21 protein-coding genes, 1 pseudogene and 1 riboswitch are annotated in these 23,867 nt (G+C 68.3%); of the genes and pseudogenes, 10 read left to right on the top strand and 12 right to left on the bottom strand.

Going from position 1 to position 23,867, the window contains the following annotated elements:
• Positions 1–68 precede the first annotated feature (68 nt).
• From murC to ftsW, 3 genes are read right to left on the bottom strand one after another with little or no spacing between them, the layout of a single operon-like run.
• Positions 69–1,466, bottom strand: a complete 1,398-nt coding sequence (murC, locus tag DU478_RS04390; protein WP_114509738.1) for a UDP-N-acetylmuramate--L-alanine ligase — start codon at positions 1,464–1,466, stop codon at positions 69–71.
• A gap of 22 nt (positions 1,467–1,488) precedes the next feature.
• Positions 1,489–2,628, bottom strand: a complete 1,140-nt coding sequence (locus tag DU478_RS04385) for a UDP-N-acetylglucosamine--N-acetylmuramyl-(pentapeptide) pyrophosphoryl-undecaprenol N-acetylglucosamine transferase (protein ID WP_114509737.1) — start codon at positions 2,626–2,628, stop codon at positions 1,489–1,491.
• A 45-nt stretch (positions 2,629–2,673) separates the two neighbouring features.
• On the bottom strand, positions 2,674–3,840 hold the full coding sequence (ftsW, locus tag DU478_RS04380) for a putative lipid II flippase FtsW (protein ID WP_114509736.1): 1,167 nt from the start codon (positions 3,838–3,840) through the stop codon (positions 2,674–2,676).
• A gap of 148 nt (positions 3,841–3,988) precedes the next feature.
• Here ftsW and DU478_RS04375 point away from each other — a divergent pair, with 148 nt between their 5' ends.
• Positions 3,989–5,176: a BaiN/RdsA family NAD(P)/FAD-dependent oxidoreductase gene (locus DU478_RS04375; RefSeq protein ID WP_114509735.1), complete on the top strand. Its 1,188-nt coding sequence runs from the start codon at positions 3,989–3,991 to the stop codon at positions 5,174–5,176.
• Here the strand turns inward: DU478_RS04375 and murD are convergent.
• The 9 genes from murD to mraZ form a co-directional block, all read right to left on the bottom strand.
• Positions 5,158–6,558 (bottom strand): UDP-N-acetylmuramoyl-L-alanine--D-glutamate ligase, encoded by a 1,401-nt coding sequence (gene murD, locus DU478_RS04370; RefSeq protein ID WP_114510216.1) that lies wholly within the window; start codon positions 6,556–6,558, stop codon positions 5,158–5,160. The two genes, DU478_RS04375 and murD, sit on opposite strands and share 19 nt — an antisense overlap.
• A 36-nt stretch (positions 6,559–6,594) precedes the next feature.
• Positions 6,595–7,842, bottom strand: a complete 1,248-nt coding sequence (locus DU478_RS04365; RefSeq protein ID WP_114510215.1) for a Coenzyme F420 hydrogenase/dehydrogenase, beta subunit C-terminal domain — start codon at positions 7,840–7,842, stop codon at positions 6,595–6,597.
• Between the two features lie 49 nt (positions 7,843–7,891).
• On the bottom strand, positions 7,892–8,974 hold the full coding sequence (mraY, locus tag DU478_RS04360) for a phospho-N-acetylmuramoyl-pentapeptide-transferase (protein ID WP_114509734.1): 1,083 nt from the start codon (positions 8,972–8,974) through the stop codon (positions 7,892–7,894).
• A gap of 14 nt (positions 8,975–8,988) precedes the next feature.
• Positions 8,989–10,425, bottom strand: coding sequence for a UDP-N-acetylmuramoyl-tripeptide--D-alanyl-D-alanine ligase (locus DU478_RS04355; protein ID WP_114509733.1), 1,437 nt, complete (start codon positions 10,423–10,425; stop codon positions 8,989–8,991).
• Positions 10,426–10,507: 82 nt separating this feature from the next.
• A complete protein-coding gene (locus DU478_RS04350; RefSeq protein ID WP_114509732.1) occupies positions 10,508–11,992 on the bottom strand; it encodes a UDP-N-acetylmuramoyl-L-alanyl-D-glutamate--2,6-diaminopimelate ligase in 1,485 nt (494 codons plus the stop codon).
• Between the two features lie 58 nt (positions 11,993–12,050).
• Complete coding sequence (locus DU478_RS04345; RefSeq protein ID WP_114509731.1) at positions 12,051–13,838, bottom strand: peptidoglycan D,D-transpeptidase FtsI family protein; 1,788 nt, start codon at positions 13,836–13,838, stop codon at positions 12,051–12,053.
• Complete coding sequence (gene ftsL / locus DU478_RS04340) at positions 13,835–14,182, bottom strand: cell division protein FtsL (protein ID WP_114509730.1); 348 nt, start codon at positions 14,180–14,182, stop codon at positions 13,835–13,837. Before ftsL ends, DU478_RS04345 begins: the two co-directional genes overlap by 4 nt.
• A complete protein-coding gene (gene rsmH, locus DU478_RS04335) occupies positions 14,182–15,174 on the bottom strand; it encodes a 16S rRNA (cytosine(1402)-N(4))-methyltransferase RsmH (protein WP_114509729.1) in 993 nt (330 codons plus the stop codon). The genes ftsL and rsmH overlap by 1 nt, the downstream gene beginning before the upstream one ends.
• A 3-nt stretch (positions 15,175–15,177) precedes the next feature.
• Positions 15,178–15,681 (bottom strand): division/cell wall cluster transcriptional repressor MraZ, encoded by a 504-nt coding sequence (mraZ, locus tag DU478_RS04330; protein WP_114509728.1) that lies wholly within the window; start codon positions 15,679–15,681, stop codon positions 15,178–15,180.
• A gap of 716 nt (positions 15,682–16,397) precedes the next feature.
• Positions 16,398–16,605, top strand: a riboswitch (cobalamin riboswitch).
• Positions 16,606–16,742: 137 nt separating this feature from the next.
• Between mraZ and DU478_RS04325 the strand changes: the two genes are divergently transcribed.
• The 9 genes and pseudogenes from DU478_RS04325 to DU478_RS04285 form a co-directional block, all read left to right on the top strand.
• On the top strand, positions 16,743–18,545 hold the full coding sequence (locus DU478_RS04325; RefSeq protein WP_114509727.1) for a TonB-dependent receptor plug domain-containing protein: 1,803 nt from the start codon (positions 16,743–16,745) through the stop codon (positions 18,543–18,545).
• Complete coding sequence (locus tag DU478_RS04320; protein ID WP_233501107.1) at positions 18,532–19,353, top strand: ABC transporter substrate-binding protein; 822 nt, start codon at positions 18,532–18,534, stop codon at positions 19,351–19,353. Before DU478_RS04325 ends, DU478_RS04320 begins: the two co-directional genes overlap by 14 nt.
• Positions 19,350–20,330, top strand: a complete 981-nt coding sequence (locus DU478_RS04315; RefSeq protein WP_114509725.1) for a FecCD family ABC transporter permease — start codon at positions 19,350–19,352, stop codon at positions 20,328–20,330. The genes DU478_RS04320 and DU478_RS04315 overlap by 4 nt, the downstream gene beginning before the upstream one ends.
• On the top strand, positions 20,327–21,079 hold the full coding sequence (locus DU478_RS04310; RefSeq protein WP_114509724.1) for an ABC transporter ATP-binding protein: 753 nt from the start codon (positions 20,327–20,329) through the stop codon (positions 21,077–21,079). Before DU478_RS04315 ends, DU478_RS04310 begins: the two co-directional genes overlap by 4 nt.
• On the top strand, positions 21,076–21,858 hold the full coding sequence (locus tag DU478_RS04305; RefSeq protein WP_114509723.1) for a cobalamin-binding protein: 783 nt from the start codon (positions 21,076–21,078) through the stop codon (positions 21,856–21,858). The genes DU478_RS04310 and DU478_RS04305 overlap by 4 nt, the downstream gene beginning before the upstream one ends.
• On the top strand, positions 21,852–22,478 hold the full coding sequence (locus DU478_RS04300; RefSeq protein ID WP_114509722.1) for a MotA/TolQ/ExbB proton channel family protein: 627 nt from the start codon (positions 21,852–21,854) through the stop codon (positions 22,476–22,478). The genes DU478_RS04305 and DU478_RS04300 overlap by 7 nt, the downstream gene beginning before the upstream one ends.
• The gene (locus DU478_RS04295; protein ID WP_114509721.1) at positions 22,478–22,855 is read left to right on the top strand and encodes an ExbD/TolR family protein; all 378 of its coding nucleotides are present in this window, start codon (positions 22,478–22,480) and stop codon (positions 22,853–22,855) included. The genes DU478_RS04300 and DU478_RS04295 overlap by 1 nt, the downstream gene beginning before the upstream one ends.
• Positions 22,856–22,858: 3 nt before the next feature.
• On the top strand, positions 22,859–23,251 hold the full coding sequence (locus DU478_RS04290; RefSeq protein WP_114509720.1) for an ExbD/TolR family protein: 393 nt from the start codon (positions 22,859–22,861) through the stop codon (positions 23,249–23,251).
• Positions 23,248–23,867 (top strand): annotated as a pseudogene (locus tag DU478_RS04285) (hypothetical protein); the annotation flags it as partial. The gene DU478_RS04290 and the pseudogene DU478_RS04285, both read left to right, overlap by 4 nt.

Raw genomic sequence — 23,867 nt, 5'->3', positions numbered from 1 at the left:
GCCCCTAAACCTCCGGGGGAGTCGCCCTCCGGGCGACGGGGGCAGCGCCCCCGGCAACCCCGCCGCTCTCACGAGGCCAGGCGTTTCGGCAGGCCGTTGGCCCAGGCCGAAATCGTGCCCGCACCGAGGCAGACCACCATGTCGCCCGGCCGCGCCTGTTCGCGCACCAGCCGTTCAAGGTCGTCCTCGTCGACGATGGCCCGCGCATGCCGGTGACCGTGCTGGATCAGCCCCGCGACCAGGTCGTCACGGCTGGCGCCTTCGATCGGGTCCTCGCCGGCGGCATAGACCTCGGCGATGGCCACCACGTCGGCCTCGTTGAAACAGGCGCAGAAATCATCGAAAAGCGCACTCAACCGCGAATACCTGTGCGGCTGATGCACCGCGATCACCCGGCCCTCGGTGGCTTGGCGCGCCGCCTTGAGCACGGCTGCGATCTCCACCGGATGGTGGCCGTAATCGTCGATGATGGCGACGCCGTTGACCTCGCCCACGCGGGTGAACCGTCGGTTCACCCCGCCGAACCCGGCCAGCGCCGCGCGGATCTCTTCGCGCTTCATGCCCAGATGCCGGGCCACCGCCACGGCGCTCAGCGCGTTGCTGACGTTGTGATCGCCCGGCATCGGCAGGCTGCATCCCTCGATCTTCGTACCCTCCGCCTGCAGCAGGATGTCGAAATGCGCCACGCCCTTTTCGTAGCGCAGGTTCACCGCACGCACGTCCGCCTGGGCGTTGAAGCCGTAGGTCACCACCCGCCGGTCGGTGACCCGGCCCACCAGGCGCTGAACCTCTTCATGGTCGGTGCAGCAGACGGCCAGGCCATAGAACGGGATATTGCTGACGAATTCGTAAAAACCGCGCCGAAGGCTATCGAAATCGCCCCAGTGCTCCATGTGCTCGGGGTCGATGTTGGTGACGATGGCGATGGTCGCGGGCAGACGGTTGAAGGTGCCGTCGCTCTCATCGGCCTCCACCACCATCCATTCGCCGGTGCCCATGCGGGCGTTGGACCCGTACTTGTGGATGATGCCGCCGTTGACGACGGTGGGATCGAACTTGCCTTCGTCCAGCAGCGCCGCCACCATCGTGGTGGTCGTCGTCTTGCCGTGGGTGCCCGCCACCGCGATGTTGGACTTGAGCCGCATGAGCTCCGCCAGCATCTCGGCCCGCCGCACCACCGGCATGCCGCGCCGGCGCGCCTCGTCAAGCTCGGGATTGCCGGCCTTGATCGCCGAAGAGATCACCACGACCTCGGCCGACTCGAGGTTCTCCGCCGCCTGCCCTTCGAAAATATGCGCGCCGAGGCTCTCCAGCCGGTCGGTGATCTTCGACCGCTTGAGGTCGGACCCCTGCACCACGTAACCGTGATTGAGCAGCACCTCGGCAATGCCCGACATGCCGATGCCGCCGATCCCGACGAAGTGGATCGGGCCCACATCCCCGGGCAGCTTGGTTGCGGCGCTCATCACGGCACCTCCTGGTATTTTTTCAATTTTCATCTGCCTCGCCTCCGTTATGATCCCCGACCTCACCATGGGCCAGGTATTGCACGAGCGCGGCCAGTTCCTCTGCCGCCCCGGGTTTCGATACGGCCAGCGCAGCCTGGGTCATGTGCAATGCGCCGTCCGGATTGTCCAGAATCGCCAGGATCGCGGCGGTCAGATCGTCGATGCTCAGTTTCGATTCCGGGATCCGGATCGCCGCCCCCGCCTCGACCAGCTGTCGGGCATTGGCGGTCTGGTGATCGCCGGTTGCCGCGGCAAAGGGGATCAGGATCGACGGACGTCCGATCACGCTGATATCCGCCACGCTGCTCGCACCCGAGCGCGAGATCACCAGCTGCGCCTCGGTCATCCGGGTGGGAATGTCGGTAAAGAACGGCTGCACATCCGCGTCGATGCCGTTCTGCGCGTAGAACTCCGCCACCCTCTCCGCATCCTCCTCGCGGGCCTGGTGGCTGATCCGCAGGTGCCTGAGTGCCGCCATCGGCAGCGCCGCGATGGCCGGCGGCACCACGTCGCTCAGGATGCGCGCGCCCTGGCTGCCGCCGATCACGAGGATCGACATCGGGTAGTCGCCGGGCACGATGTAGCCCGCCCCGGCCCGGTCGCGCACCGCCGCCCGCACCGGATTGCCCACATGCACGCCCTCGACGCCCTCGGGCAGGTCGGTGGGCCAGGTGCCGCAAGCCACGAGGTGCACGCGGCTGGCGAACAGCTTGTTCACCCGGCCCAGCACGCCATTCTGTTCGTGGATCATCCGCGGCAGCCGCAGCAGGGTCGCCGCCGCCAGCGCCGGGATGCTCGGGTAGCCGCCGAAGCCCACCACCGCATCGGGCCGGTCCCGGCGCATCCGCGCCGCCATGCCAAGGACGCCGCCCGCGATCTTGAACGGCACGCCCAGCTTCGCCGCGAGGCCGCCGCGGGCGAAGGTGGCGCTGCTCACCTCCTCGATCTCGACCGCGTCCGGAAAGCCGCCGGTGTAGCGCGCGCCGCGGGCATCTGTGCTCAGCTTCACCCGCCAGCCCTGGCGCAGCATCTGTTCCGCCAGCGCCTGGGCCGGGAACATGTGCCCGCCCGTGCCGCCTGCGGCGATCACCAGAAGCGGCTGTCGGTCCGTCTGTGCCATATGCCTCACGCGTAGGGTGGGTTTGCAACCCACCGTCCCTGCTTGCTACCGCGGCCTGCCCCGCAGAATGTCGCCTATCTCGCCCTGCGGACGCACCCGTGTAAAGGCCAGCAGCATGCCGACGGCAATTCCGCCCGCGATCAGCGAAGATCCGCCGTAGCTGACGAACGGCAGCGTCATGCCCTTCGCGGGCAGCAGCCGCACCGCAACGCCCATGTTGATCATCGCCTGCACGCCGAACATGCAGGCCAGCCCCGTGCCCGCCAGCCGGATGAAGGGATCGCGCTCGCGCATCAGCCGGATCAGGCTGCGCACCACGATGGCCGCGTAAAGCGCGATGATGCAAAGCACCAGAACCAGCCCGTATTCCTCGGCGGCCACGGCGATGATGAAATCGGTGTGCGCATCGGGCAGAGACCATTTCACCTGCCCCTCGCCGACTCCGACGCCAAAGAACCCGCCCTCCTGGATGGCGTTTGTCGCGTAGCCCAGCTGCGTCGTCGGATCGACCTCGGGGTTCAGGAAACCGTCGATCCGGCGGGCGAAATGCTCGGAATTCTCGTAGGCGAAGGTGCCTGCAAGGACCACCATTCCAGCGATGCCCACCAGAAGCAGCATCGGCGCTCCGGCAACGAAGTACATGACCCCCCATCCAAAGAGCACGAGGCACGCCTGGCCGAAGTCCGGCTGCAGCGCCAGCATCAGCACGATGGCGATGGCCAGCGAGAACGACCAGAGCTTGCCCGGCGGGCCATTGATCTCCTGGCTCGCCGCCATCATCCAGGCGGTGACGACCACGAAGCCGGGCTTGAGGAATTCGCTCGGCTGCAACGACGCGAAGCCCAGCGAATACCAGCGCACCGCCCCCTTGCCGAAATCCGTGCCGAAGATCGGCAGCAGCGCGATCGCCACGAAGGAGATCAGGAACCCCACCACCGCGACCCGCCGCACCACCTGCGGCGACATCATCGACATCAGCACCATGACCGTCAGCGCAAGCCCCCCGAAGAAAGCCTGCCGCTGCACGTAGTGAAAAGGCTGCAGGTTGTTGCGCTCGGCCAGCGGCGGCGAGGCCGCGAGCCCGAGCAAGAGGCCGATCCCGAACAGGATCAGAATGCAGGACAGCGACCACTTGTCGACCGTCCGCCACCACTTCGGCAAGACCGGTTCGCCGTCGCGCACCGGAATCGTGCCATAGACCATCTCTGTCATATGCCGCCCGCCTTCACTGCCTCGTGCCGCCCGGTTTTCCGGGTCTGACGCGCAGTCTAACGACTTTGGCCGAATCCCGCCACATAAATCCGCCCCCGGCACCCCACCGCGATCTTGCGCCGCTGTGCGCGGCATGGTTCAGAGACCCATGCAGATCGCCACCCTGATCCTCGGCGCCGGCGCTGCCGGCATGATGTGCGCCGCCCATGCCGGACCGGGCACGGTGGTCATCGACCATGCCCGCAATCCCGGCGAAAAGATCCGCATCTCCGGCGGCGGGCGCTGCAATTTCACCAATCTCGGCGTCGATCCCGCGTGTTTCGTTGGCCGGAATCCGCATTTCCACAAGAGCGCCCTCAGCCGCTACACCCAGTGGGATTTCCTCGACCTGGTGCAGAAGCACGGCATCCCCTGGCACGAAAAGACGCTGGGCCAGCTTTTCTGCGACACCTCCGCCCGCGACATCATCGCCATGTTGCGGGCCGAGATGGCGGGGGCCGAACTCTGGCTCTCCACCGCCCTGCGCGACCTGCGCAGGACCGACGCAGGCTTCGCAGCGCGCGTTGAGAAAGACGGACAAGCCATTGATTTGGGGTGCAGAAACCTCGTTATTGCCACGGGCGGAAAGTCCATACCCAAGATGGGCGCCACGGGTCTGGCATATGACATCGCCCGGCAGTTCGACCACCCGGTGACCGAGGTGCGCCCGGGCCTCGTACCCTTCACCTTCCCCGAAGGCCGGTTCTCCGCGCTGGCCGGTGTCGCCACCCCGTCCCGCGTCACCGCCGGCGGCACCAGTTTCGACGAAGCGCTGCTCTTCACCCATCGCGGCCTATCCGGTCCGGCGATGCTTCAGGCGTCAAGCTACTGGCGTGAAAGCGAAAGTCTTGAAATCGACCTGCTGCCGGGTCAGCCCTTGGCGCAACTCCTGCGCGATGCGCGGCAGCAGTCCGGCAAGCGCGCCCTGACCACCGAACTCGCGCGGCACCTGCCCGCGCGGCTGGTGGACTACCTCGGCCAGACGCTTGACCTCAAAGGCAATCTCGCAGATCTCAGCGATGCCCGCATCGACGCGCTGGCCGAGGCCTTGCATCATTGGCACCAGCGCCCCTCGGGCACCGAAGGCTACCGCACGGCAGAAGTGACGCTGGGTGGCATCGACACATCAAGCCTGTCTTCCAAGACCATGATGTCGAACAGAATTCCGGGCCTCTACTTCATCGGCGAAGCGGTCGATGTCACCGGCTGGCTCGGCGGCTACAACTTCCAGTGGGCCTGGTCCTCGGGCTGGGCTGCGGGGCAGGCCATCTCGGAAGATCAGCGCATAAGCCCCTGAACTTTGTCGATAAAATCCTCTCCACGCTTCTCGAAATTGTCGTACTGGTCAAAACTCGCCGCCGCCGGGGCCAACAGAACCGTCTCGCCCGGTTGCGCCTCCGCGGCTGCACGCGCGACGGCCGTTGCCATATCGGTGCAAATCTCCGCGTCGAGCCCCTGCAATCCCAGCGAAAATTGCGTCGCCTCCCGCCCGATCACGTAGGCCTTGACCACATGATCGAAGCCGGGCGTCAGCGCCTCCAGCCCGCCTTCCTTCTGCAGCCCGCCGCAGATCCAGCGGATGCGGTCGAAGGCCAGCAACGCCTTGAGCGCCGAGTCGACGTTGGTCGCCTTGGAATCGTTGACGTAGGTCACTCCACCCACCTCCGCGACGATCTGGCTGCGGTGCGGCAGACCGGCAAAGCTGTGGAATGCCGCTTCGATCTGGCGCGGTGCCAGTCCCAAGGTCCGGCAGGCGGCATAGGCGGCGCAGGCGTTCTGGTGGTTGTGCGCGCCCGGCAAGCCCTTGACCTGCCGCAGATCGATCGCCGCCACCTGCTTGCCCTTGCGCCACTCGGTCAGGAACCCCTTGCGCGCAAAGACGTCCCAGCCCGGCCCGCTCAGCTTCTGCCCCGACGACACGCGGATCACCCGGTCGTCGCCGCGCCCGGCGCTGAGCTGGTTGACCAGGTAACGCCCCTCATTCTCGTCCACACCGATCACCGCCCGATCCGGCCCGCCTTCGGCAAATAGGCGGCGCTTCGCGGCGAAATACCCCCCAAGCCCACCGTGCCGGTCAAGGTGGTCGGGCGAGAGGTTGGTGAACACGGCAACGTCGGGCGTCAGCGCCCGCGCGAGGTCGGTTTGGTAGGAGGACAACTCCAGCACCACCACGCCGCCATTGCCCGGCGGATCGATGTCCAGAACCCCGCGCCCGATGTTGCCCGCCAGCTGGGTTTCGCGGCCCGACGCCACGAGAATGTGGTGGATCAGCGCCGCCGTGGTGGATTTGCCGTTCGACCCAGTGACCGCCACGACCTTGGGGATCGTGTCGAAATCGTCCCAGGTTTCCGTGCCAAGCGACTGGAAGAACAGGCCGATGTCGTTGTCGACCGGCACTCCCGCCGCCCAGGCGCGGGCGATCACCGGGTTGGGCGCGGGATAGAGATGCGGAATGCCGGGGCTCACCGTCAGGCAGGTCACGTCATCGAAGCCACCGTCGCGGCCCAGGTCCCGGACCTCGAACCCCTCTGCCTCGGCCTTTTCGCGCGCCGCCGGCGTATCGTCCCAGCAGACCGGCACGGCTCCGCCCGCCCGCAGGCTGCGCGCCGCCGACAGGCCGGAGCGTCCGAGCCCCAGAACCGCCACCACCTGACCGTCGTATCCCTTGACCGGAATCATCGCATGCACCCCCGCTGCCCGTGCCGAAGCGTTACCTCATTCCGGCGGCGGGTCACAATCCCGCCGCTCGCCGTCGTGGGGGGCCAGCCCATAACGCGCCGCCATCCGCCAGACATGATCCGGCACCATGTTCTTGACCCGCGCCGGATGCACCCGCCGCAGGTGCAGGATGGTCTCGATCGCCTTCATCTCCACCCGCGCCCGCGCGAATTCGAGACCGCGCGGCCCGATCCGCGGCTGCAGCCAGGCCACGATGGGCCGCACCCAGCCCGGCATCCGCCGCAGCGGCAGCCCGCCCGCCGCGCGCTCGGTGTTGGCTAGGAACCCCCGCACCGCGCCTTCACGCTTGCCCTTGTCCGTGAGCGAACGCACCTGTGCCCGCGCGCCCAGCTGCGCCCAGGCATCGGCGCCGCGCTGGTTGCGGAGGATCACCCACTGATCGCCGTCGCCGCCCATGTAGCCCACGGTGATGTCCGCCAGCCGGTTCGTGTAATCCACGCAGGTCTTGCAGGTCATCGGGAAGAAATCCGCCGGCAGGTCCGACAAAGGCAGCTGCAGGAACGGGATGAACCGTGGCCTGCGCCCATCGTCGAAGCGCAGCTCAACGCGATAATCGGCGCGGAACTCGAGGTAGGAAATCCGCTCCGGCCGGTCGTCCAGCCGCGCAAGAAACTCATGAAACCGGGCCGTCGTAGTGTTGTCGGAACAGGGCGTGCCGATCACCGTGATCGCCTCGAACCCAAGTTCCGCCTCCAGCGCCCGCAGCGCGTAGACTTGGCAGGGGATGCCCACCACGGCGATACGATTGTATCCGGCGGCGCGCGCAGGCTCCAGCAGCGCCAGCAGCGGGCCGAACCCCATGCGCATTCCCCGGCAGGCGGCCATCGCGTCCGGCTCGGTCACCAGCACCGGCAGCGGTTTCCAGCGGTCCTCCGGGTCCGGTGCCGTGGCCAGCACCGCCTCCACCGCGCCGCTGCGCAGCATGTCCGCCGCCAGCGCCGTGGTCAGCCCGGTCCATTGCGCGCGCTCCGCGGGCGGCGACAGCCGCGCCCGGTGCATGGCCAAAGTCACACCGAAGAACGCCTCGTCGCCTTCGGCACCCGCTTCGCGGCCGTGCACCGTGCGTTCCAATGCTGGATAATCGGGCTGAATGAACTGGCAGGCGCGCCCGCAGGCCTTGCCGTCGCCCATCCGCGACACGCCGCAATCGGTGCACAGCCCGGGCCGCGCCGCGCCGCCAAGCTGCGGCACCTCGATCCCATCAGGCGTCACGTGGCTGGACATCTCCTTGCCGGAGGCGGTGTTCTTGCCTGCAGAGCGGCCCGCCGCCACCTCAGCGGACTTTCAGCGTGGCCAGACCGATGATCGCGAGGATGAGCGAAATGATCCAGAACCGGATCACGATCTGCGGCTCGGCCCAGCCCTTTTTCTCGTAGTGATGATGGATCGGCGCCATCAGGAACACGCGCTTGCCGGTGCGCTTGAAATAGAGCACCTGGATGATCACCGACAGTGCCTCCACGACGAAGAGTCCGCCGACGACGCCCAGCACGATCTCGTGCTTGGTAGCGACCGCGATGGCCCCCAATGCGCCGCCCAAGGCGAGCGACCCGGTGTCGCCCATGAAGACCGCCGCCGGCGGCGCGTTGTACCACAGAAAGCCAAGGCCTCCGCCGACGATCCCGGCGGTGAAGATCAGGATCTCGCCGGTGCCCGGCACGTAATGCACGTCGAGGTAGTCGGTAAAATCGACCCGGCCCACCGCGTAGGCGATGACACCCAGCGTCGAGGCCGCGATCATCACCGGCATGATGGCCAGACCGTCAAGCCCGTCGGTCAGGTTTACCGCATTCGCGGCGCCGACGATGACGATCATCGCGAAGGGGATGAACAGCACGCCCAGGTGGATCAGCGTATCCTTGAAGACCGGCAGCGCCAGTTCATAGCTCAGCTCCGCCGGATGATAGGTCGCGGCCCAGAACCCGGCGACCCCGGCGATGATGAAGCCCAGCAGCAGCCGCACCTTGCCCGACACGCCCGCCGAGGTCTGCTTGCGCACCTTGGCGTAATCGTCGGCAAAGCCGATGGCGGCAAAGGACATGGTGACGAACAGGATCATCCAGATATAAGCGTTGTCGAGCCGCGCCCAGAGCAGGGTCGAGGTCAGCAGCGCCCCCACGATCAGCAGCCCCCCCATGGTCGGCGTACCGGCCTTGATGAAATGCCCCTCCGGCCCGTCGCTGCGGATGGGCTGGCCCTTGCCCTGGCGCCGCCGCAGCACGTTGATCAGCGGCGGCCCGAAGATGAATCCGAAGACCAGCGCCGTCAGGAAGGCCCCGCCCGCCCGGAAAGTGATGTAGCGAAAGAGGTTGAAGACATCCCCGCCATCGGACAATTCGGTCAGCCAGTACAACATCGCTCGGGGTTCCTTCAGGTCTCGTACGGGGCCGCGCCTTGGCCCATTTTGCGGATCGCGTCAACCACGGCGCCCAGCCCCATGCTGAGGCTGGCCTTGACCAGCACCACGTCGCCGGCATCCAGCTCGCGCGCGACGCCCTCGGTCATCTCCCGCGCCGTTTCGACCCAACGGCCGCGCTTTTCTTCGGGGAGCGCATCGTAAAGGTGCCGCATCAACGGCCCGGCGCAATGCACCCGGTCGATCCGCACCATCGCCGGAAGCGCCGCCAGCTCGGCGTGCAGGTCGGCCTCGGTGCGGCCCAGCTCGCGCATGTCGCCAAGGTAGGCGATCCGCCGCCCGCGGCTGACGCGGCCGACGTCGTTGGTCACTTCCGCCGCCGCCAGCACCTCCAGCGCTGCCCCCATCGAGGCGGGGTTGGCGTTGTAGGCATCGTCGATCAGCTCCAGGGTCATGCGCGTGTCGACCAGGTCGAGCGAGATCACCTCGCGCTGCCCGCGCCCCGCGCCAGGATGCCACTGGCCCAGCGCAATCAGAACCAGCGCGCGGTCCAGCCGCAGCGCTCCGGCCGCGGCGATGACCGCCAGCGCATTGACGGCGAAATGCCGCCCCGGCACGGCTACCTTGTAAAGCAGCGGCGTGCGCCAGGCCCGGGCATGCACCACGGTGACCGCATCGCCGATACGCACCTCCGTGGCGCGGTGATGGCAGGCGGGCGCCTCGCCAAAGGTCACCACCCGGCCCGCCCGCGCCCGCGCCAGGCCGACCATCAATTCCGATGTCTCCAGATCGCCTTTCACGATCGCGGTGCCGCCGGGCTCCAGACCCTCGAAAATCGACGCCTTTTCCCGCGCGATGCCCTCGAGGTTTTCGAAGGCCGCCAGATGCGCCGGCGCCACGATGGTGACGATGGCCACGTGCGGCCGCGCCATGCGCGCCAGCGGCGCGATCTCGCCAGGATGGTTCATGCCGATCTCGATCACCGCGAACTCCGCATCCCGCGGCATCCGCGCCAGCGTGAGCGGCACGCCCCAGTGGTTGTTGTAGCTGGCCTCGGCCGCATGCACCCTGCCTTGCGCGCCCAGCACCGTGCGCAGCATCTCCTTGGTCGAGGTTTTGCCCACCGACCCGGTGACCGCCACCACCCGCGCCCGGCTTCGCGCGCGGGACGCCACACCCAGCGCCTCGAGCGCCGCCTGCACGTCGTCGACCAGCAAGAGCGGCGCATCCGCGGACACGCCCTCGGGCACGCGGCTCACCAGCGCCGCCGCCGCACCCTTTTCAAGCGCTTGGGCGACGAACTCATGCCCGTCGCGCGCCGCCGTGAGCGCCACGAACAGGTCGCCGGGCTGCAAGGTCCGCGTGTCGATCGACACGCCCGAGGCCTGCCAGTCCGGCCCGCAGCTGCCGCCCGTCGCCGCCACCGCCTCGTCCCGCGTCCAAAGGGTCATCTCCGAGTCCCCGCTTCATCTTGCCAATAAACCTCCCGCCGGAGGCTCCGGCGCGTCAACCGGGCGTACCGCTCCGCCCCGCTCACGCCAGTTTCCCGTCAAGCGCCGCCACCGCGACGCTGGCCTGCTCCGCGTCGTCGAAGGGAAACACCGTTTCACCCACGATCTGCCCGGTCTCGTGGCCCTTGCCGCAGATCATCAGCGCATCGCCCGGCTCCAGCGCATCGACACCGCGCAGGATCGCCTCGGCCCGGTCGCCCACCTCGGTCGCCCCGGGTGCCCCGGCCATGACCGCGGCGCGGATGGCGGCGGGGTCCTCGGTGCGCGGATTGTCGTCGGTGACGATCACCAGATCCGCATGCTCGGTCGCGGCCTGCCCCATCAGCGGGCGCTTGCCCGCGTCGCGGTCGCCGCCGGCGCCGACGATGGCCACCAGCCGGCCCATCACATGCGGGCGCAGCGCCGAGAGCGCGGTCTTCACCGCGTCGGGCGTATGGGCATAGTCGACAAAGACCGCGGCCCCGTTATCGCGAGTCGCGGCCAGTTGCATCCGGCCGCGCACGGTGCCCAGAAGCGGCAGCATGTCGAAGACCTGATCGGCCTCGGCGCCGCAGGCGATGACCAGGCCCGCGGCCAGCAGCACGTTCTCGCCCTGGAAGCCGCCGATGAGGTTGAGCCGCAGCTGCCGCACGCGGCCCTGCCAGCGGATGCGGATTTCCTGCCCCGTCGCATCGAAGCGCTGCGCCATCAGGCACAGATCCGCCCCCTCGGCCCCGCCCACGGTGATCAGCGTCTGCCCGCGCGCCTGCGCAATGGCCGCGATGTCGACGCCGCGGGCGTCGTTGATGTTCACCACCGCGGTGCCATCCTCGCCCAGCACCCGCGCAAAGAGCCCTGCCTTGGCGGCAAAGTAGTCGTCGAAGCTGGCGTGGTAATCCAGGTGGTCCTGGGTGAAATTGGTGAACCCCGCCGCCTTCAGCGTCACCCCGTCCAGCCGCCGCTGCTCCAGCCCGTGCGACGAGGCTTCCATCGCCGCGTGATCGACCCCGGCCTCGGCGGCACCCGCCAGCATCCGGTGCAGGGTGATCGGCTCGGGCGTCGTGTGCTTCAGGGGCGCCTGCCAGTCGCCCTCGACCCCTGTGGTGCCCAGGTTGACCGCGCGCAGCCCCAGCTCCTGCCAGATATGCCGGACAAAGGTCGCCACGGAGGTCTTGCCGTTGGTGCCGGTCACCGCCACCACCGTGTCGGGCTGCGCGCCGAACCACAGCGCCGCGGTATAGGCCAGCGCCTGGCGCGGATCGGCGGCGATGACGAGCGCCGCGTCCGACACGGCCAGCTCGGCCCTTGCGATCTCGGCGCCCTCGGCATCGGTCAGGATCGCCGCCGCGCCCATGCGCAGGGCGTACTGGATATACTCCCCGCCATGCACCCGCGTGCCCGGCAACGCGGCAAAAAGAAAGCCGTCCCGGACCTCGCGGCTGTCCACCGCAAGGCCGGTGACCCGCGCCTCGCGGCCCGCTCGGGCCGTCAGACCCAGGTCTGCCAAGGATTTCACCTGATCGCGCATCGTTCCCCCATGGCGGTGTTATGCCCCGAATGCCTCTTTCCGACAGGGAAAGGCTGGTTCAGTTCCCCGTCAGAACGATGCCCGCCACTTGCCCCGGTTCGACCTCTGGACGCAAGCCCAGAAGCGGGGCGATGCGCCCGATCATCTCGGCGGCGACCGGTACGGCGGTCCAGCCGGCGGTGCGGCGCGGCTTCGACCCCGAGGTCTCGACCGGCTCGTCCAGCGTCACGATCAGGGTGTATTTCGGATCGTGCGCGGGAAAGATCGTGGCGAAGGTGGCGATGACCTTGTCCGAATAGTAGCCGCCCCCGCGCTCCTTGGGTTTGTCAGCCGTGCCGGTCTTGCCGCCGACGTGGTAGCCCGGCACCTCGCCAAAGCTCGCCGTGCCCTCGGTCACCACCTTGCGCAGCATCAGCCGCGCCGCGGCGGCGTTGGCTTCCGACAGCACCCGGTCGCCCAGCTGCGGCCCGCGCTGCTTGAGCAGCGTCGGCTTGACCACGCGCCCGCCGTTGGCGATGGCCGCATAACCCGCCGCCAGATGCAGGGGCGAGGTGCTGATGCCGTGACCGTAGGAAATCGTCACCGTGCTCAGGTCGGTCCATTTCGAGGGCAGAAGCGGCGCGCCGCCCTTGGCCTCGACGATCTCGAACGGGGTCGGTTCGAAAAAGCCCAGCGATTTCAGGAACGCCTGCTGCCGCGTCGGCCCGATCGCCAGCGCCAGCTTGCCGGTGCCGCGGTTCGAGGAATGCACGATGATGCCCTCGACGGTCTGGTCCTTGTAGTTCTTGCCGTTGAACTCGCCGATCCGGTGGCCGCCCACCGAAAAGGGCGGCGATGTGTCGATCACCGTGTTGGCATGGACAAGACCCAACTCCATCGCCTGTGCCGCGGCGAAGATCTTGAAGGTCGAGCCCAGTTCGTAGACGCCCTGCACCGCGCGGTTGAACAGCGGGCTGTCGCTGGGGCTGCCCTGGGTCGGCGCACGCGGGCGGTCGTTGGGATCGAAATCCGGCAGTGACGCGATCGAGATCACCTCGCCGGTATGCACATCCATGAGAACCGCCGCGGCCCCCTTGGCGTTCATCAGCTTCATGCCGCCCAGCAGCACCCGTTCGGTCGCCGCCTGCACGGTAAGGTCCAGCGACAGCTCCAGCGGCGCGCCTTCGCGGGCGGGGTTGCGCAACTCCTCGTCGAAGAACCTCTCGATCCCGGCGGTACCGATCACCTCGGCGGAATGCACGCCTTCGCGGCCGAAGCTCGATCCGCCCAGCACATGCGCGGCCAGCGATCCGTTGGGATAAAGCCGCATCTCGCGCGGCCCGAACAGCAGCCCCGGCTCGCCGATGTCATGCACCAGCTGCTTCTGCTCGGGGCTGAGTTTCTTGCGAACCCACAGGAACTTGCGCTTGCCGGTGAAGTCCTTCAGCAGCTTTTCCTCGTCGAGGTCGGGAAAGATCGCCGCCAGCGCAGCCGCGGCGCGCTCGGGTTCGATCATCTGTTGGGGATGCGCGTAAAGGCTGTGGGTCTCCATGTTGGTGGCGAGGATCCGCCCGCGCCGGTCGACGATATCGGCGCGCTGCGCGACGATCGAGGCGCCGGCGGCCTGGGCGCGCGGCTCCTGCGGTTCGGAGGCGGCCAGCATGCCCATGCGCAGGCCGACGACCGCGAAGGCGCAGAAGAACAGCATGCCCATGACCAGCAGCCGCCCCTCGGCCCGCATCCGCGCGCGGTCGCGCATCTGTTCGTGGCGGATGCGCAGGTTCTCGCGTTCGATGGCATCGGGATTCTCGCCGTTCCGGCGGGCTTCGAGGATGCGCGCCAGCGGGCGCAGAGGCGTGCGGATCATGGCTCAAGGGCTCCTGAACTGGAGACGTCGACGGGGTTGGTGATTTCGATCTCGGGCGGGGCCGGGTAGGCCACCTGGTCGATGCGTCCGAACTGGTCGGGCCGCAGCGGCAAAAGGCCCAGGCGCTCGAAATTGATCTCCGCGAGGTCGCGCAGCCGGTCGGGGCGGTTCTGGTAGGCCCATTCGGCGCGCAGCACCGCTAGCCGTTCGCGCGCGGCGCCGATTTCGCGTTGCAGGTCCTCCACCTTGGACAGCGTCGCCTGGGTCTTGTAATTCTCGTGGTAGGCCCAGAAGGCCAGACCGATCACCCCCATGAAGGTGGCGATATAGAGCAGCGTCCGCATCAGCGTGTCCCCTTTATCTGCGGCGTGGCAATGGCAGCGGCGTCGACCTCGCCGGCCGGCGCATCGGTGCGGCGCGCGACCCGCAGCTTGGCCGAGCGCGCCCTTGGATTTTCATCCAGCTCGTCCTTGTCCGGTCCCACCGCCTTGCGCGTAACCAGGTCGAACTGCGGTTTTTCCGTTTCGAGAACAGGGGCGTAGCGGTTGGCATTGCCGGTCTGGCCCGCCCGCACCTGAAGGAAGCGCTTGACCATCCGGTCCTCGACCGAATGAAAGCTCACCACCGCCAGCAATCCACCGGGGCGCAGCGCCCGCTCGGCGGCCATCAGGCCTTGGTAGAGCGCGCCGTATTCGTCGTTGACCGCGATGCGCAGCGCCTGAAAGCTGCGCGTCGCCGGGTGGCTCTGGCCCGGTTTCGACCGCGGCAGGCAGGATTCCACCAGCTCCGCGAGTTGCAGCGTGCGGGTGATCGGCGCCTCGGCCCGCGCGCGGACGATGCTCTTGGCGATCCGGCGCGAGGCGCGCTCTTCGCCGTAAACGTACAGGATATTCGCCAGCTCCGCTTCGCCCGCCTCATTCACCAGATCCGCCGCCGACGGCCCGTCCTGGCTCATCCGCATGTCCAACGGCCCGTCGCGCATGAAGGAAAAACCGCGCTCGGCCAGGTCCAGCTGCATCGAGCTCACGCCGAGATCCAACACCACGCCATCGACGCCGCTGGCGACCTTGTCCATCTCGGCGAAATTCGCCTCGGCCAACTCCAGACGCCCGGCGAAATCGCCGATCCAGTCCGCGGCCATCCGATGCGCCAGCGGGTCGCGGTCGATGCCGATGACCTTGTCGGCCCCTGCCTCCAGCAATCCGCGCGCATAGCCGCCCGCGCCGAAGGTGCCGTCGATCCAGACCCCCTCTACAGGCGCAACCGCCCGCAGAAGCGGGCGCAGCAGGACGGGCACATGGGGTTTGCGGTCCGGGGTATGCGCCTCGGTCGCCATGACCTAGCCCCCCTGAACGCCATCGAGGAAGCTCAGAGGATCGAAGTCCTCCGGCAGCTCGTCCAGCCATTCCTCGGTCTTGGCGACCTCTTCTTCCTCGTAGGTCTCGGGCTTCCAGATCTGGAAGGTGTCGCCGTTGGCAATGAAGAACGCCTCGCTTTCGAGGTCGATCTTGGACCGCAGCTTTGCCGGCAGCACCAGCCGCCCGGTTTCATCCACGTTGGTGGGAAAGCTCTGCCCGTGGAAAAGCCGCTGCAGCATCTTGCGCTCGTTCGAGCCGCGCGGCAGGGCGTCGATCTTGGAGTCCACCTCCTCGATCGCTTCCATCGTGTAGCATTCCAGGTATTTGCGGCGGTGATCGCCATAGACGATGACCAGTTCGGGGTTCAGCCCGTCGGTCCAGTTCGGGTCGGACGCTTCCAGTACACGGCGAAAAGAGGCCGGGATGGACACCCTGCCCTTTGCATCCACCTTGTGGTGGCTTTCACCTCTGAACCTGCGACCCACTGTCCCGTAAGTCCTTGTTTAGTCCCCCTGAAATGAAAACGACGGGTTGATCCGCTGCCACTGATCAACCCGCCGCCCTCGTCCCGCTGTGCGGGGATGTCCGACTGCGCGCGCCACCTGGGGGGATGTCTGCTCGCCCGCGCGCCGGATCTCTTGGTTCGATGAAAGTCGGGGCCTGTATGAAACCTGCCGGTTTTCTTTTTTTGGTTTGGGAGTTTGCCGTCGGGGTTCTTGGGGACCCCTTCGTCTTTCCCGCCTCTCATTCGATGGACTATGGATGCCATGGGAATTCATGGGTGGCAACTGTTTTTTATGGGAAATCGGCACGAGATGTTGTTTCGAGCCACCCCTGAAAACCACATCTTGGGGGCTTATCCACAGGCTTTTTGGAATACCTTGCGTAGATTACAAGAATTTTATCTATATATAGTATTTTCTGAGCTTCGTAAAAAAGTCCCACGGTTTCCCAAAAAATCTGCCACTGCCGGCGGTTTTCCGTGCTTAGCAGAGCGGGAGTCGCACAAAAACCCCGAAATTCGATTCGAATCTGCCAAGTCGCCCCGCGATTCCCGCCGCGTCGCGACTGCGCTCCACGTGGCTCCCATGCATTCCCATGGCCTCGGCCCATTCCGTCCCATCGCGTCCCATGGCACCACACGCGCCGCCTGCGTGCGCCATCCCGTCGCAATCGCACTTGCTTTTGATCCGGCGCAGGTCTACCCCCGGCGCATCTTGGTTCCGGGTGGCGACGTCCGGTGAAAAGGGAACATCGGTGCGCGGGGCCTGGCTTCGCTACTCCGGGACTGCCCCCGCAACTGTGAGCGGCGAGCGTGGTCGGAACATGCCACTGGGGACAACCCCGGGAAGGCCCGACACATGCGACGACCCGCAAGTCAGGAGACCTGCCAGGATGATCACCCTTCCGGGACGCGGGGCGCGTCCGGGCAACGGTTCTCCGTAGTGGTGGCACTCTTTCACCGTCTGCGGAGGGGGCCGTCCCTTTCCGAAGGCACCATCAAGTCCAGGGCCGCCCATCGCGGCCCAAGCCCGGAAAGCATCCCATGCATCGTATCCTGTCTTCCGTGTCGATCCTTGCCCTGACCGCCCTGCCCGCCGCGGCGCAGGATGTCATGGACCTCGACATGATCACCGTCTTCGCCAACCAGACCGACACGCCGCTGTCGCGCACCGGCACTTCCGTCGACATCATCGACGAAGACGAGATCGAAAAGACCCCCAGCGCCTCGCTGTCTTCGGTCATCTCGCGGACGCCCGGCGTGACCTTCACCCAACCCGACGGCCCGGCGGGTCTCTCTTATAGTGGCGCCAACTACGTCCGCCTGCGCGGCCTCGACCAGAAATACGCGCCGGTCCTGCTGAACGGCATCGACATCTCCGACCCCTCGGCCACCCAGACCAGTTTCGACTGGAAGAACACCCTTCTCGGCGGCATCAGCCGGGTCGAGGTGGTCAAGGGCTCGCAATCGGCGCTCTACGGCTCCGAGGCGGTCGCGGGCGTGATCGCCCTCACCGCCGCCGACGCGCCCGACGCGCCGGGCCGCGAAGGATCGGTCGCCGCAGAGGTCGGGTCCTTCGGCACCGCCAGCGCCACGCTCAGCTTCGGTGCCGCCACCGAAAACGCCGGTATCGCGGTCACCGCATCGCGGGTGCGCACCGACGGCATCAGCGCCTTTTCCGGCGACAGCGAAAAGGACGGCTTTGCCGGCGGGCAGTATTCCTTCGACGCCTATTACCGGGTCACCCCGGATGTGAAGGTCGGCCTCACCGGCTTTGCCTTCGATTCCAAGTTCGACTACGACCCCGGCGCCAACACCGGCGACACGCTGCAACGCGGCCTGCGCGCCTATGTGGAGGCGCAGACCGGCGCGGTGTTCCACGAATTCGACATCTCGCGCTTCACCACCGAACGCGAGGCGCCGCTGTCCTTCACCCCGTATTTCGAAGGGGAACGCGACAAGATCGGCTACAACGGCACCTGGACGGCGACCGACGCCCTGACCGTGTCCTTCGGCGCCGACTGGACGCGCGAAACCGCCGACAGCTTTACCGATGACGACGTCATCGTGCGCGGCCTCTTTGCCGAAGCGCAATACGCGGCAACCCCCGACCTCGACCTGTCCCTGTCGGTGCGCCACGACGAGAATTCCGAATTCGGCGGCTTCACGACCGGCCGCGCCGCGCTGAGCTGGCGCGCGACCGACAGCCTGACCGTCCGATCGAGCCTCGCCAACGGCTTCCGCGCGCCTGCGCTCAACGAACTGTTCGGCCCGTTCGGCGCCAACCCGGACCTCGATCCAGAGCAAAGCCGCAGCTTCGATTTCGGCGTTGAGCACAGCTATGCCAACGGCGCCACGGTCACGGCGACATTCTTCTATACAGAAATCGACGACCTGATCCAGTACACCACCGCCTACAACCAGGTGTCGGGCACCTCGGTCTCCAAGGGGCTGGAACTGTCGGGCAGCCTGCCCGTCACCGACCGCGTGACCCTGACCGGTGCCTTCACCTATACCGACGCGCGCGATTCCAATGACGACCCGCTGCAGCGCGTGCCGCGTTATGCGCTGGATCTGGGCGTCTCGGCAGACATCACCGACCGCCTCAGCGCCGCCGCCAGCCTGCAACGCAGGGCCGACCTGCCGGCGACCTTCGGCGCCACCGGCTTTACCGCGCAGGAAGTGGACGATTACACCGTGGTCAACGCACAGCTCGGCTATGCCTTCGACAACGGTGTCGATGCCTATGTCCGCGTCGAGAACCTGTTCGACACCGACTACGAGCCGATCCCGGGCTACGAAACCTCGGGCCGCGCCGCCTATTTCGGTCTCCGTGCCTCTTTCTAAGGGCATAACGCTTGCCGCCGCGCTGGTCCTGACCGGTGCGGCGGCGCTGGCCGACGCGCCGCGCCGTGTCGTGTCTCTGAACGTCTGCACCGACCAGCTGGCGCTGCTGCTGGCCGCACCGGAGCAGCTCGTGTCGGTGTCTTCCCTCGCCCGCGACCCGCGCACCTCGGCCTATGCCGACCGCGCGCAGGACGTGCCGGTCAACACCGGGAAGGCGGAAGAGGTCGTGCTGCTCGATCCCGACCTTGTCCTTGCGGGCACGTTCTCTACGCAGGCGAGCCTGTCGATGCTCGAACGGCTGGGCTACGCCGTCGCCCGCTTCGCGCCGGTCTCGTCGCTCGAAGACGCCCGCGCCAACATCACCCGCATGGGCGCGCTGCTGGGCCGCGAAGAGGCCGCTGCGGATCTGCTGGCCGATTTCGACACCCGCCTCTCCGCCCTGTCGGATGCCGAACCACCGCTGCCCCGCACCGCGCTTTACGGCCCGCGCGGCACCAGCGCCGGTCCGGGCACCCTGTCGGGCCAGCTCATCGCCCGCGCCGGCCTGCGCAACATCGTCACCGAGGACTACGGCCGCACGCTCCCGCTCGAAGAGCTGATCCTCGCCGACCCCGATCTCATCCTCGTTGGCGCGCCCTACAGCGGCCATTCCGAGGCGACGGCGCTGCTCGACCACCCGGCGCTTCGGGACACCGGCGCGCTGCGGCAGCTGTCGGACGGCGCCAACTGGGTCTGCGAAACTCCGGCCCTGCTCGATGCGCTGGCCGAACTGCGGGACATGCGCCGCGACTGGCAGGCGGCGCAATGACGCTGTTCGCGAGCCTCACCGCCCTGCTGCTGGCGCTCTTCACCGCCTCGCTCTGCATCGGCAGCGCGGCGCTGACCCCCTGGAACAGCTTGCCCGCGCTCTTTGGCCTCGGCGATCCTTTGACCGTGCTCATCATGCAGGAAATCCGCCTGCCCCGCGCGCTGCTGGCGGCGCTGGTCGGCGGGTCGCTGGGCCTCTCGGGTGCCGCGATGCAGGGCTACCTGCGCAACCCGCTGGCCGAGCCCGGGCTGATCGGCGTCTCGGGCTCCGCCGCGCTCGGCGCGGTGATTGCCTTGCAAACCGGCATCGCCGCGCTCTTCACCCTGGCGCTGCCGCTGATGGCGCTGGCCTTTGCCCTGGGCTCGGTGGGGCTGATCCTGATGCTCGCCGGGCCGCGCGGGGCGTCGCTGACGCTGATCCTCGCCGGCATCGCCATCTCGGCGCTCGCCGGCGCGCTCACCTCGCTGGTGCTGAACCTGTCACCCAATCCCTACGCCGCCTACGAGATCATGTTCTGGCTGATGGGATCGGTCGCCGACCGGTCGATGACCCACGTGACCCTGGCCCTGCCGGTGATGGCCGTAGGCTGGGTGCTGCTGGCCACCTTGGGCCGCGGCCTCGACGCGCTGACCTTGGGAGAGGACGCGGCGGAATCGCTCGGGGTGTCGCTGACCACCCTGCGCCTGCGCCTGCTGGGCGGAACCGCCGCCGCCGTGGGCGCGGCCACTGCCGTCACCGGGGCGGTGGGGTTCGTGGGCCTTGTCGTGCCACACCTGCTGCGCCCGCTGACCGGCGCGCGGCCCTCGACCCTGCTCGGGGCCTCGACCTTGGGCGGCGCGTCGATGGTGCTGGCCGCCGACCTTGCCGTGCGGCTTGTGCTGCCGTCGAAGGACCTCAAGCTGGGCGTGGTCATGGCGATCATCGGAGCGCCGCTCTTCCTGCACCTCATATACAAGACACGGAGGGAGATCCTGTGACGCTCCTGTCCGTGCAGACCCTCACCGTGCGGCGCGGGCAATGTCCGGTGGTCGACCACGTGTCCTTCGGCATCGCGCCCGGAGAATGCGTCGGCCTTATCGGCCCGAACGGATCGGGCAAGACCACCTTGATGCGCGCCGCGCTCGGCCTCCTGCCGCATGACGGCCACAGCAGCCTGTCCGACCCGCGCACCCGCGCCCGCACCGCCGCCTGGTTGCCGCAGGAGCGTGCCATCGCCTGGCCGATGCCGGTCGAGGCGATCGTGACGCTGGGCCGCCTGCCGCATCTGCCGCGCTCGGGCCGCGTCTCTGATGCGGACCAGGCCGCCATCGACCGCGCGCTGGAGCGCACCGGCCTCACCGGGTTCCGCCAGCGCACGGCGACCGAGCTGTCGGGCGGCGAACAGGCCCGCGTGCTCATCGCCCGCGCGCTGGCGCAGGACACGCCGCTCTTGATGGCGGACGAACCCATCGCCGGGCTGGACCCCGCCGCGCAACTGGCCACCCTGGGTGTCTTTTCCGATCTCGCCAAGGCGGGGCGCGGCGTGCTCACCTCGCTTCACGACCTGTCGCTTGCGGCGCGCTACTGCACCCGGCTCCTGCTGCTGAGCCAGGGGCGGCTGGTGGCCGACGGCCCGCCCGCAGAGGTGCTGACCCCGGAAAACCTCGCCCGCGTCTTCCACCTGCGGGCCCGCGTGCTCCAGACCGAGGACGGCCCTCTCTTCCAGCCGCTGGACGTATTGCCATGACCGGACCAAGCCGCATCGTCTGCCTGACCGAAGAAACGGTCGAAACGCTCTACCTGCTGGGCCAGGAGCATCGCATCGTCGGCGTCACCGGCTATGCCGTGCGCCCGCCCCGCGTGCGCCGCGAAAAGCCGCGTGTCGGCGCTTTCACCTCGGCGGATGTGCCCAAGATCGTCGCGCTGAAACCGGATCTCGTGCTGACCTTCTCGGACCTGCAGGCCGACATCGCCGCCGACCTGATCCGTCAGGGCATCGAGGTCCATTCCTTCAACCAGCGCGACGTGGCGGGCATCCTGCGGATGATCCGCACCCTCGGGCGATTGATGGACTGCGCCGAAGCAGCGGACACGCTGGCGGCAGGCTATGAGACCCGGCTGGCCGACCTTCGCGCCCGACCTCTTGCCAGCCCGCCAAAAGTCTATTTCGAGGAATGGGAAGACCCGATCATCACCGGAATCGGATGGGTGTCGGATCTGATCGAGATCGCGGGCGGCACCGACTGCTTCGGCCACCTCGCGGGCGAACAGGCCGCGAAGGACCGCATCACCGATCCCGCCAATGTCATCAAGGCGGCCCCCGACATCATCATCGGATCGTGGTGCGGCAAGAAATTCGCGCCGCACAAGCTGACGGCCCGCCCCGGCTGGGACGCGATCCCGGCGGTGAAATCGGGCCGGATTCATGAGATAAAGTCGCCGCTCATCCTGCAACCCGGCCCGGCCGCGCTGACGGACGGGCTGGACGCGCTCTGCGCCATCATCCGAAAGGACGGCCCATGCTGACCCCCCTCTCGCAGCTTCTCGACCTCGGCGGCCCGGCGCTCTGGGTCATCGCGGCGCTGTCGGTGATCACACTGGCGTTGATCCTGTGGAAGCTCTGGCGACTGTCGCGCATGGGCGCCTGGCGCCGCGGCCCGGCAGAGGCGGCGCTGGCGCGCTGGCCCGCCGATCCCGAGGCCGCGCTTGCGATGCTCCAAGGCCGCAGCGGCCTGCGCGCCCGTGTGCTGCGCGCCGCCATGACCGGCCTGCGCGCGGGCGATCCGGAGGCCGCCCGCGAGGAATGCGCCCGCATCGCCCGCGCCTGCCTGCGCGATGCCCGCGAAGGGTTGCGGGCGCTCGACCTCATCGTGACCATCGCGCCGTTGATCGGCCTCTTGGGCACGGTGCTGGGCATGATCGACGCCTTCCAGGCGTTGCAGGACACCGGCGCGCGGGCCGATCCCGCGGCGCTCGCCGGCGGCATCTGGGAGGCGCTGCTGACCACCGCCGCGGGCATGGGTGTGGCGATTCCCGCCTCCATGGCGCTGAGCTGGCTGGACAGCGTCGCCGACGGCCTCGCGCATGATTTCGAGGACATGGCGACGCGGCTCTTCAACACGCCCGCTGCCGCCTTGGCCGCCTGATGCTGTCGCTGCCGCAGCCCCAGCGCCGCCGCAGGCCCAGCCTCACGCCGATGATCGACGTGGTGTTCCTGCTGCTGGTGTTCTTCATGCTTGCCGCCCGGTTCGGCGCGCCCGACGCCATCGGCACCGGCATCGCAGGAAGCGGCGGCGACTGGTCCGGCCCGCCCCGTCTGGTGACCCTGCGGCCCGGCACGCTGCTGCTCAACGGCCAGCCGGTCGCTGCCGACGCCCTGCCCGCGGCGCTCTTGGCACTGATGCAGACCCCCACCGACCCGGTGCTGCTGCGCCCCGAGGCGGGGGCAGACGTGCAGGCGCTGCTCGACCTCATGACGCAGCTGCGCGCCGCCGGGCTGACCGGCCTCAGCGTGGTGGAGTAGCCGATGATCCGACGCCGTCCGCCTCTCGTGGCCCCGACACCGCGCCGCCGCGCGTCAGAGCCGGTCGTGCCGATGATCAACGTGGTCTTCCTGCTGCTGATCTTCTTTCTGATGACCGCGCAGATCGTGCCGCCGGACCCGTTCGGCATCAGCCTGCCCGAAGCGGCGGGCGACACGCCGGACGAGGCGGCCCCTCTCTATATATCCGCCAGCGGCGAGACTGCCTTTGCCGACCTGCGCGGCGATGCGGCGGTACGCGCGGCAGCCGAGGCCGGGCCGGTCAACCTGCATGCCGACGCGGCGCTGGAGGCGGTGGCGCTGGCGCGGCTGTTGCGGGACCTGCAAGAGGCCGGAGCGGACACAGTGCAGATCGTCACCCTGCCGGGGGCGCCATGATCCGGCTGGCCGAAGCGGTGGTGTTCCTGGGCATCGCCGGCGCGCTGCACCTTGCGGCGCTCGGCATGTCCCAGGGTGACGCGGGCGGTGCCTCCGGGGGCGACGAGGGCGCGGCCAGCGTGACGCTGCAAGCCGCTCCCGAACACCTGGCGGCGCTCGCCCGGCAGTGGGAGCAGCCGCCGGAAACCGCAACGGTGGCCGAGCGTGCGACGCCCGCTCCGCCGGACAGCGCACCGGCGATGTCACCGATGGCGGACCCGGCACCGCGCGCGCCGCGGTCCGAGGCGCTCGCCTCGCCGCCCCGCGACACCGCCCCGAGCGCCGATACACGGCTACCCGCCCCGCGGAGCATCGCCTCCGGCCCGCCTACGGCCCCGGCGACGCCGGGTCTGCCCGCACCGACCCTCCCGCAATCCGAGGGACAGAGCGACACCGCGCCGCAACGGCAGGCGCCCGCGCTGGCCATGCAAATGCCACAGCCGGACGCGCCGCTGGCAGACACGGGCCCCGCTGCACCGCGCCATGCGCCGACCGCCTCGCTCCGGCCGGAACCCCGCCCCGAGGAACCSGCTCCACGGGCCGCCTCGCCACGCGCCGCCCCGGCGCAGCCCAGCGC

It is taken from the genome of Thalassococcus profundi (assembly GCF_003344785.1).
Taxonomy (GTDB): Bacteria; Pseudomonadota; Alphaproteobacteria; order Rhodobacterales; family Rhodobacteraceae; genus Puniceibacterium; species Puniceibacterium profundi.
The sequence above is the reverse complement of the archived record's forward strand: the minus strand, read 5'-3'. Positions and strand labels throughout refer to the sequence as shown.

Coding starts and splice junctions, on each gene's coding strand:
- murD (WP_114510216.1), bottom strand. CDS start 6,558: ATGATTCCGGTCAAGGGATACGACGGTCAGGTGGTGGCGGTTCTGGGG.
- DU478_RS04300 (WP_114509722.1), top strand. CDS start 21,852: ATGCTGACCCCCCTCTCGCAGCTTCTCGACCTCGGCGGCCCGGCGCTC.
- DU478_RS04325 (WP_114509727.1), top strand. CDS start 16,743: ATGCATCGTATCCTGTCTTCCGTGTCGATCCTTGCCCTGACCGCCCTG.
- DU478_RS04365 (WP_114510215.1), bottom strand. CDS start 7,842: ATGTCCAGCCACGTGACGCCTGATGGGATCGAGGTGCCGCAGCTTGGC.
- DU478_RS04350 (WP_114509732.1), bottom strand. CDS start 11,992: ATGCGCGATCAGGTGAAATCCTTGGCAGACCTGGGTCTGACGGCCCGA.
- ftsW (WP_114509736.1), bottom strand. CDS start 3,840: ATGACAGAGATGGTCTATGGCACGATTCCGGTGCGCGACGGCGAACCG.
- DU478_RS04290 (WP_114509720.1), top strand. CDS start 22,859: ATGATCCGACGCCGTCCGCCTCTCGTGGCCCCGACACCGCGCCGCCGC.
- rsmH (WP_114509729.1), bottom strand. CDS start 15,174: ATGGCGACCGAGGCGCATACCCCGGACCGCAAACCCCATGTGCCCGTC.
- DU478_RS04385 (WP_114509737.1), bottom strand. CDS start 2,628: ATGGCACAGACGGACCGACAGCCGCTTCTGGTGATCGCCGCAGGCGGC.
- mraY (WP_114509734.1), bottom strand. CDS start 8,974: ATGTTGTACTGGCTGACCGAATTGTCCGATGGCGGGGATGTCTTCAAC.
- DU478_RS04305 (WP_114509723.1), top strand. CDS start 21,076: ATGACCGGACCAAGCCGCATCGTCTGCCTGACCGAAGAAACGGTCGAA.
- murC (WP_114509738.1), bottom strand. CDS start 1,466: ATGAGCGCCGCAACCAAGCTGCCCGGGGATGTGGGCCCGATCCACTTC.
- DU478_RS04355 (WP_114509733.1), bottom strand. CDS start 10,425: ATGACCCTTTGGACGCGGGACGAGGCGGTGGCGGCGACGGGCGGCAGC.
- DU478_RS04295 (WP_114509721.1), top strand. CDS start 22,478: ATGCTGTCGCTGCCGCAGCCCCAGCGCCGCCGCAGGCCCAGCCTCACG.
- DU478_RS04345 (WP_114509731.1), bottom strand. CDS start 13,838: ATGATCCGCACGCCTCTGCGCCCGCTGGCGCGCATCCTCGAAGCCCGC.
- DU478_RS04315 (WP_114509725.1), top strand. CDS start 19,350: ATGACGCTGTTCGCGAGCCTCACCGCCCTGCTGCTGGCGCTCTTCACC.
- ftsL (WP_114509730.1), bottom strand. CDS start 14,182: ATGCGGACGCTGCTCTATATCGCCACCTTCATGGGGGTGATCGGTCTG.
- DU478_RS04375 (WP_114509735.1), top strand. CDS start 3,989: ATGCAGATCGCCACCCTGATCCTCGGCGCCGGCGCTGCCGGCATGATG.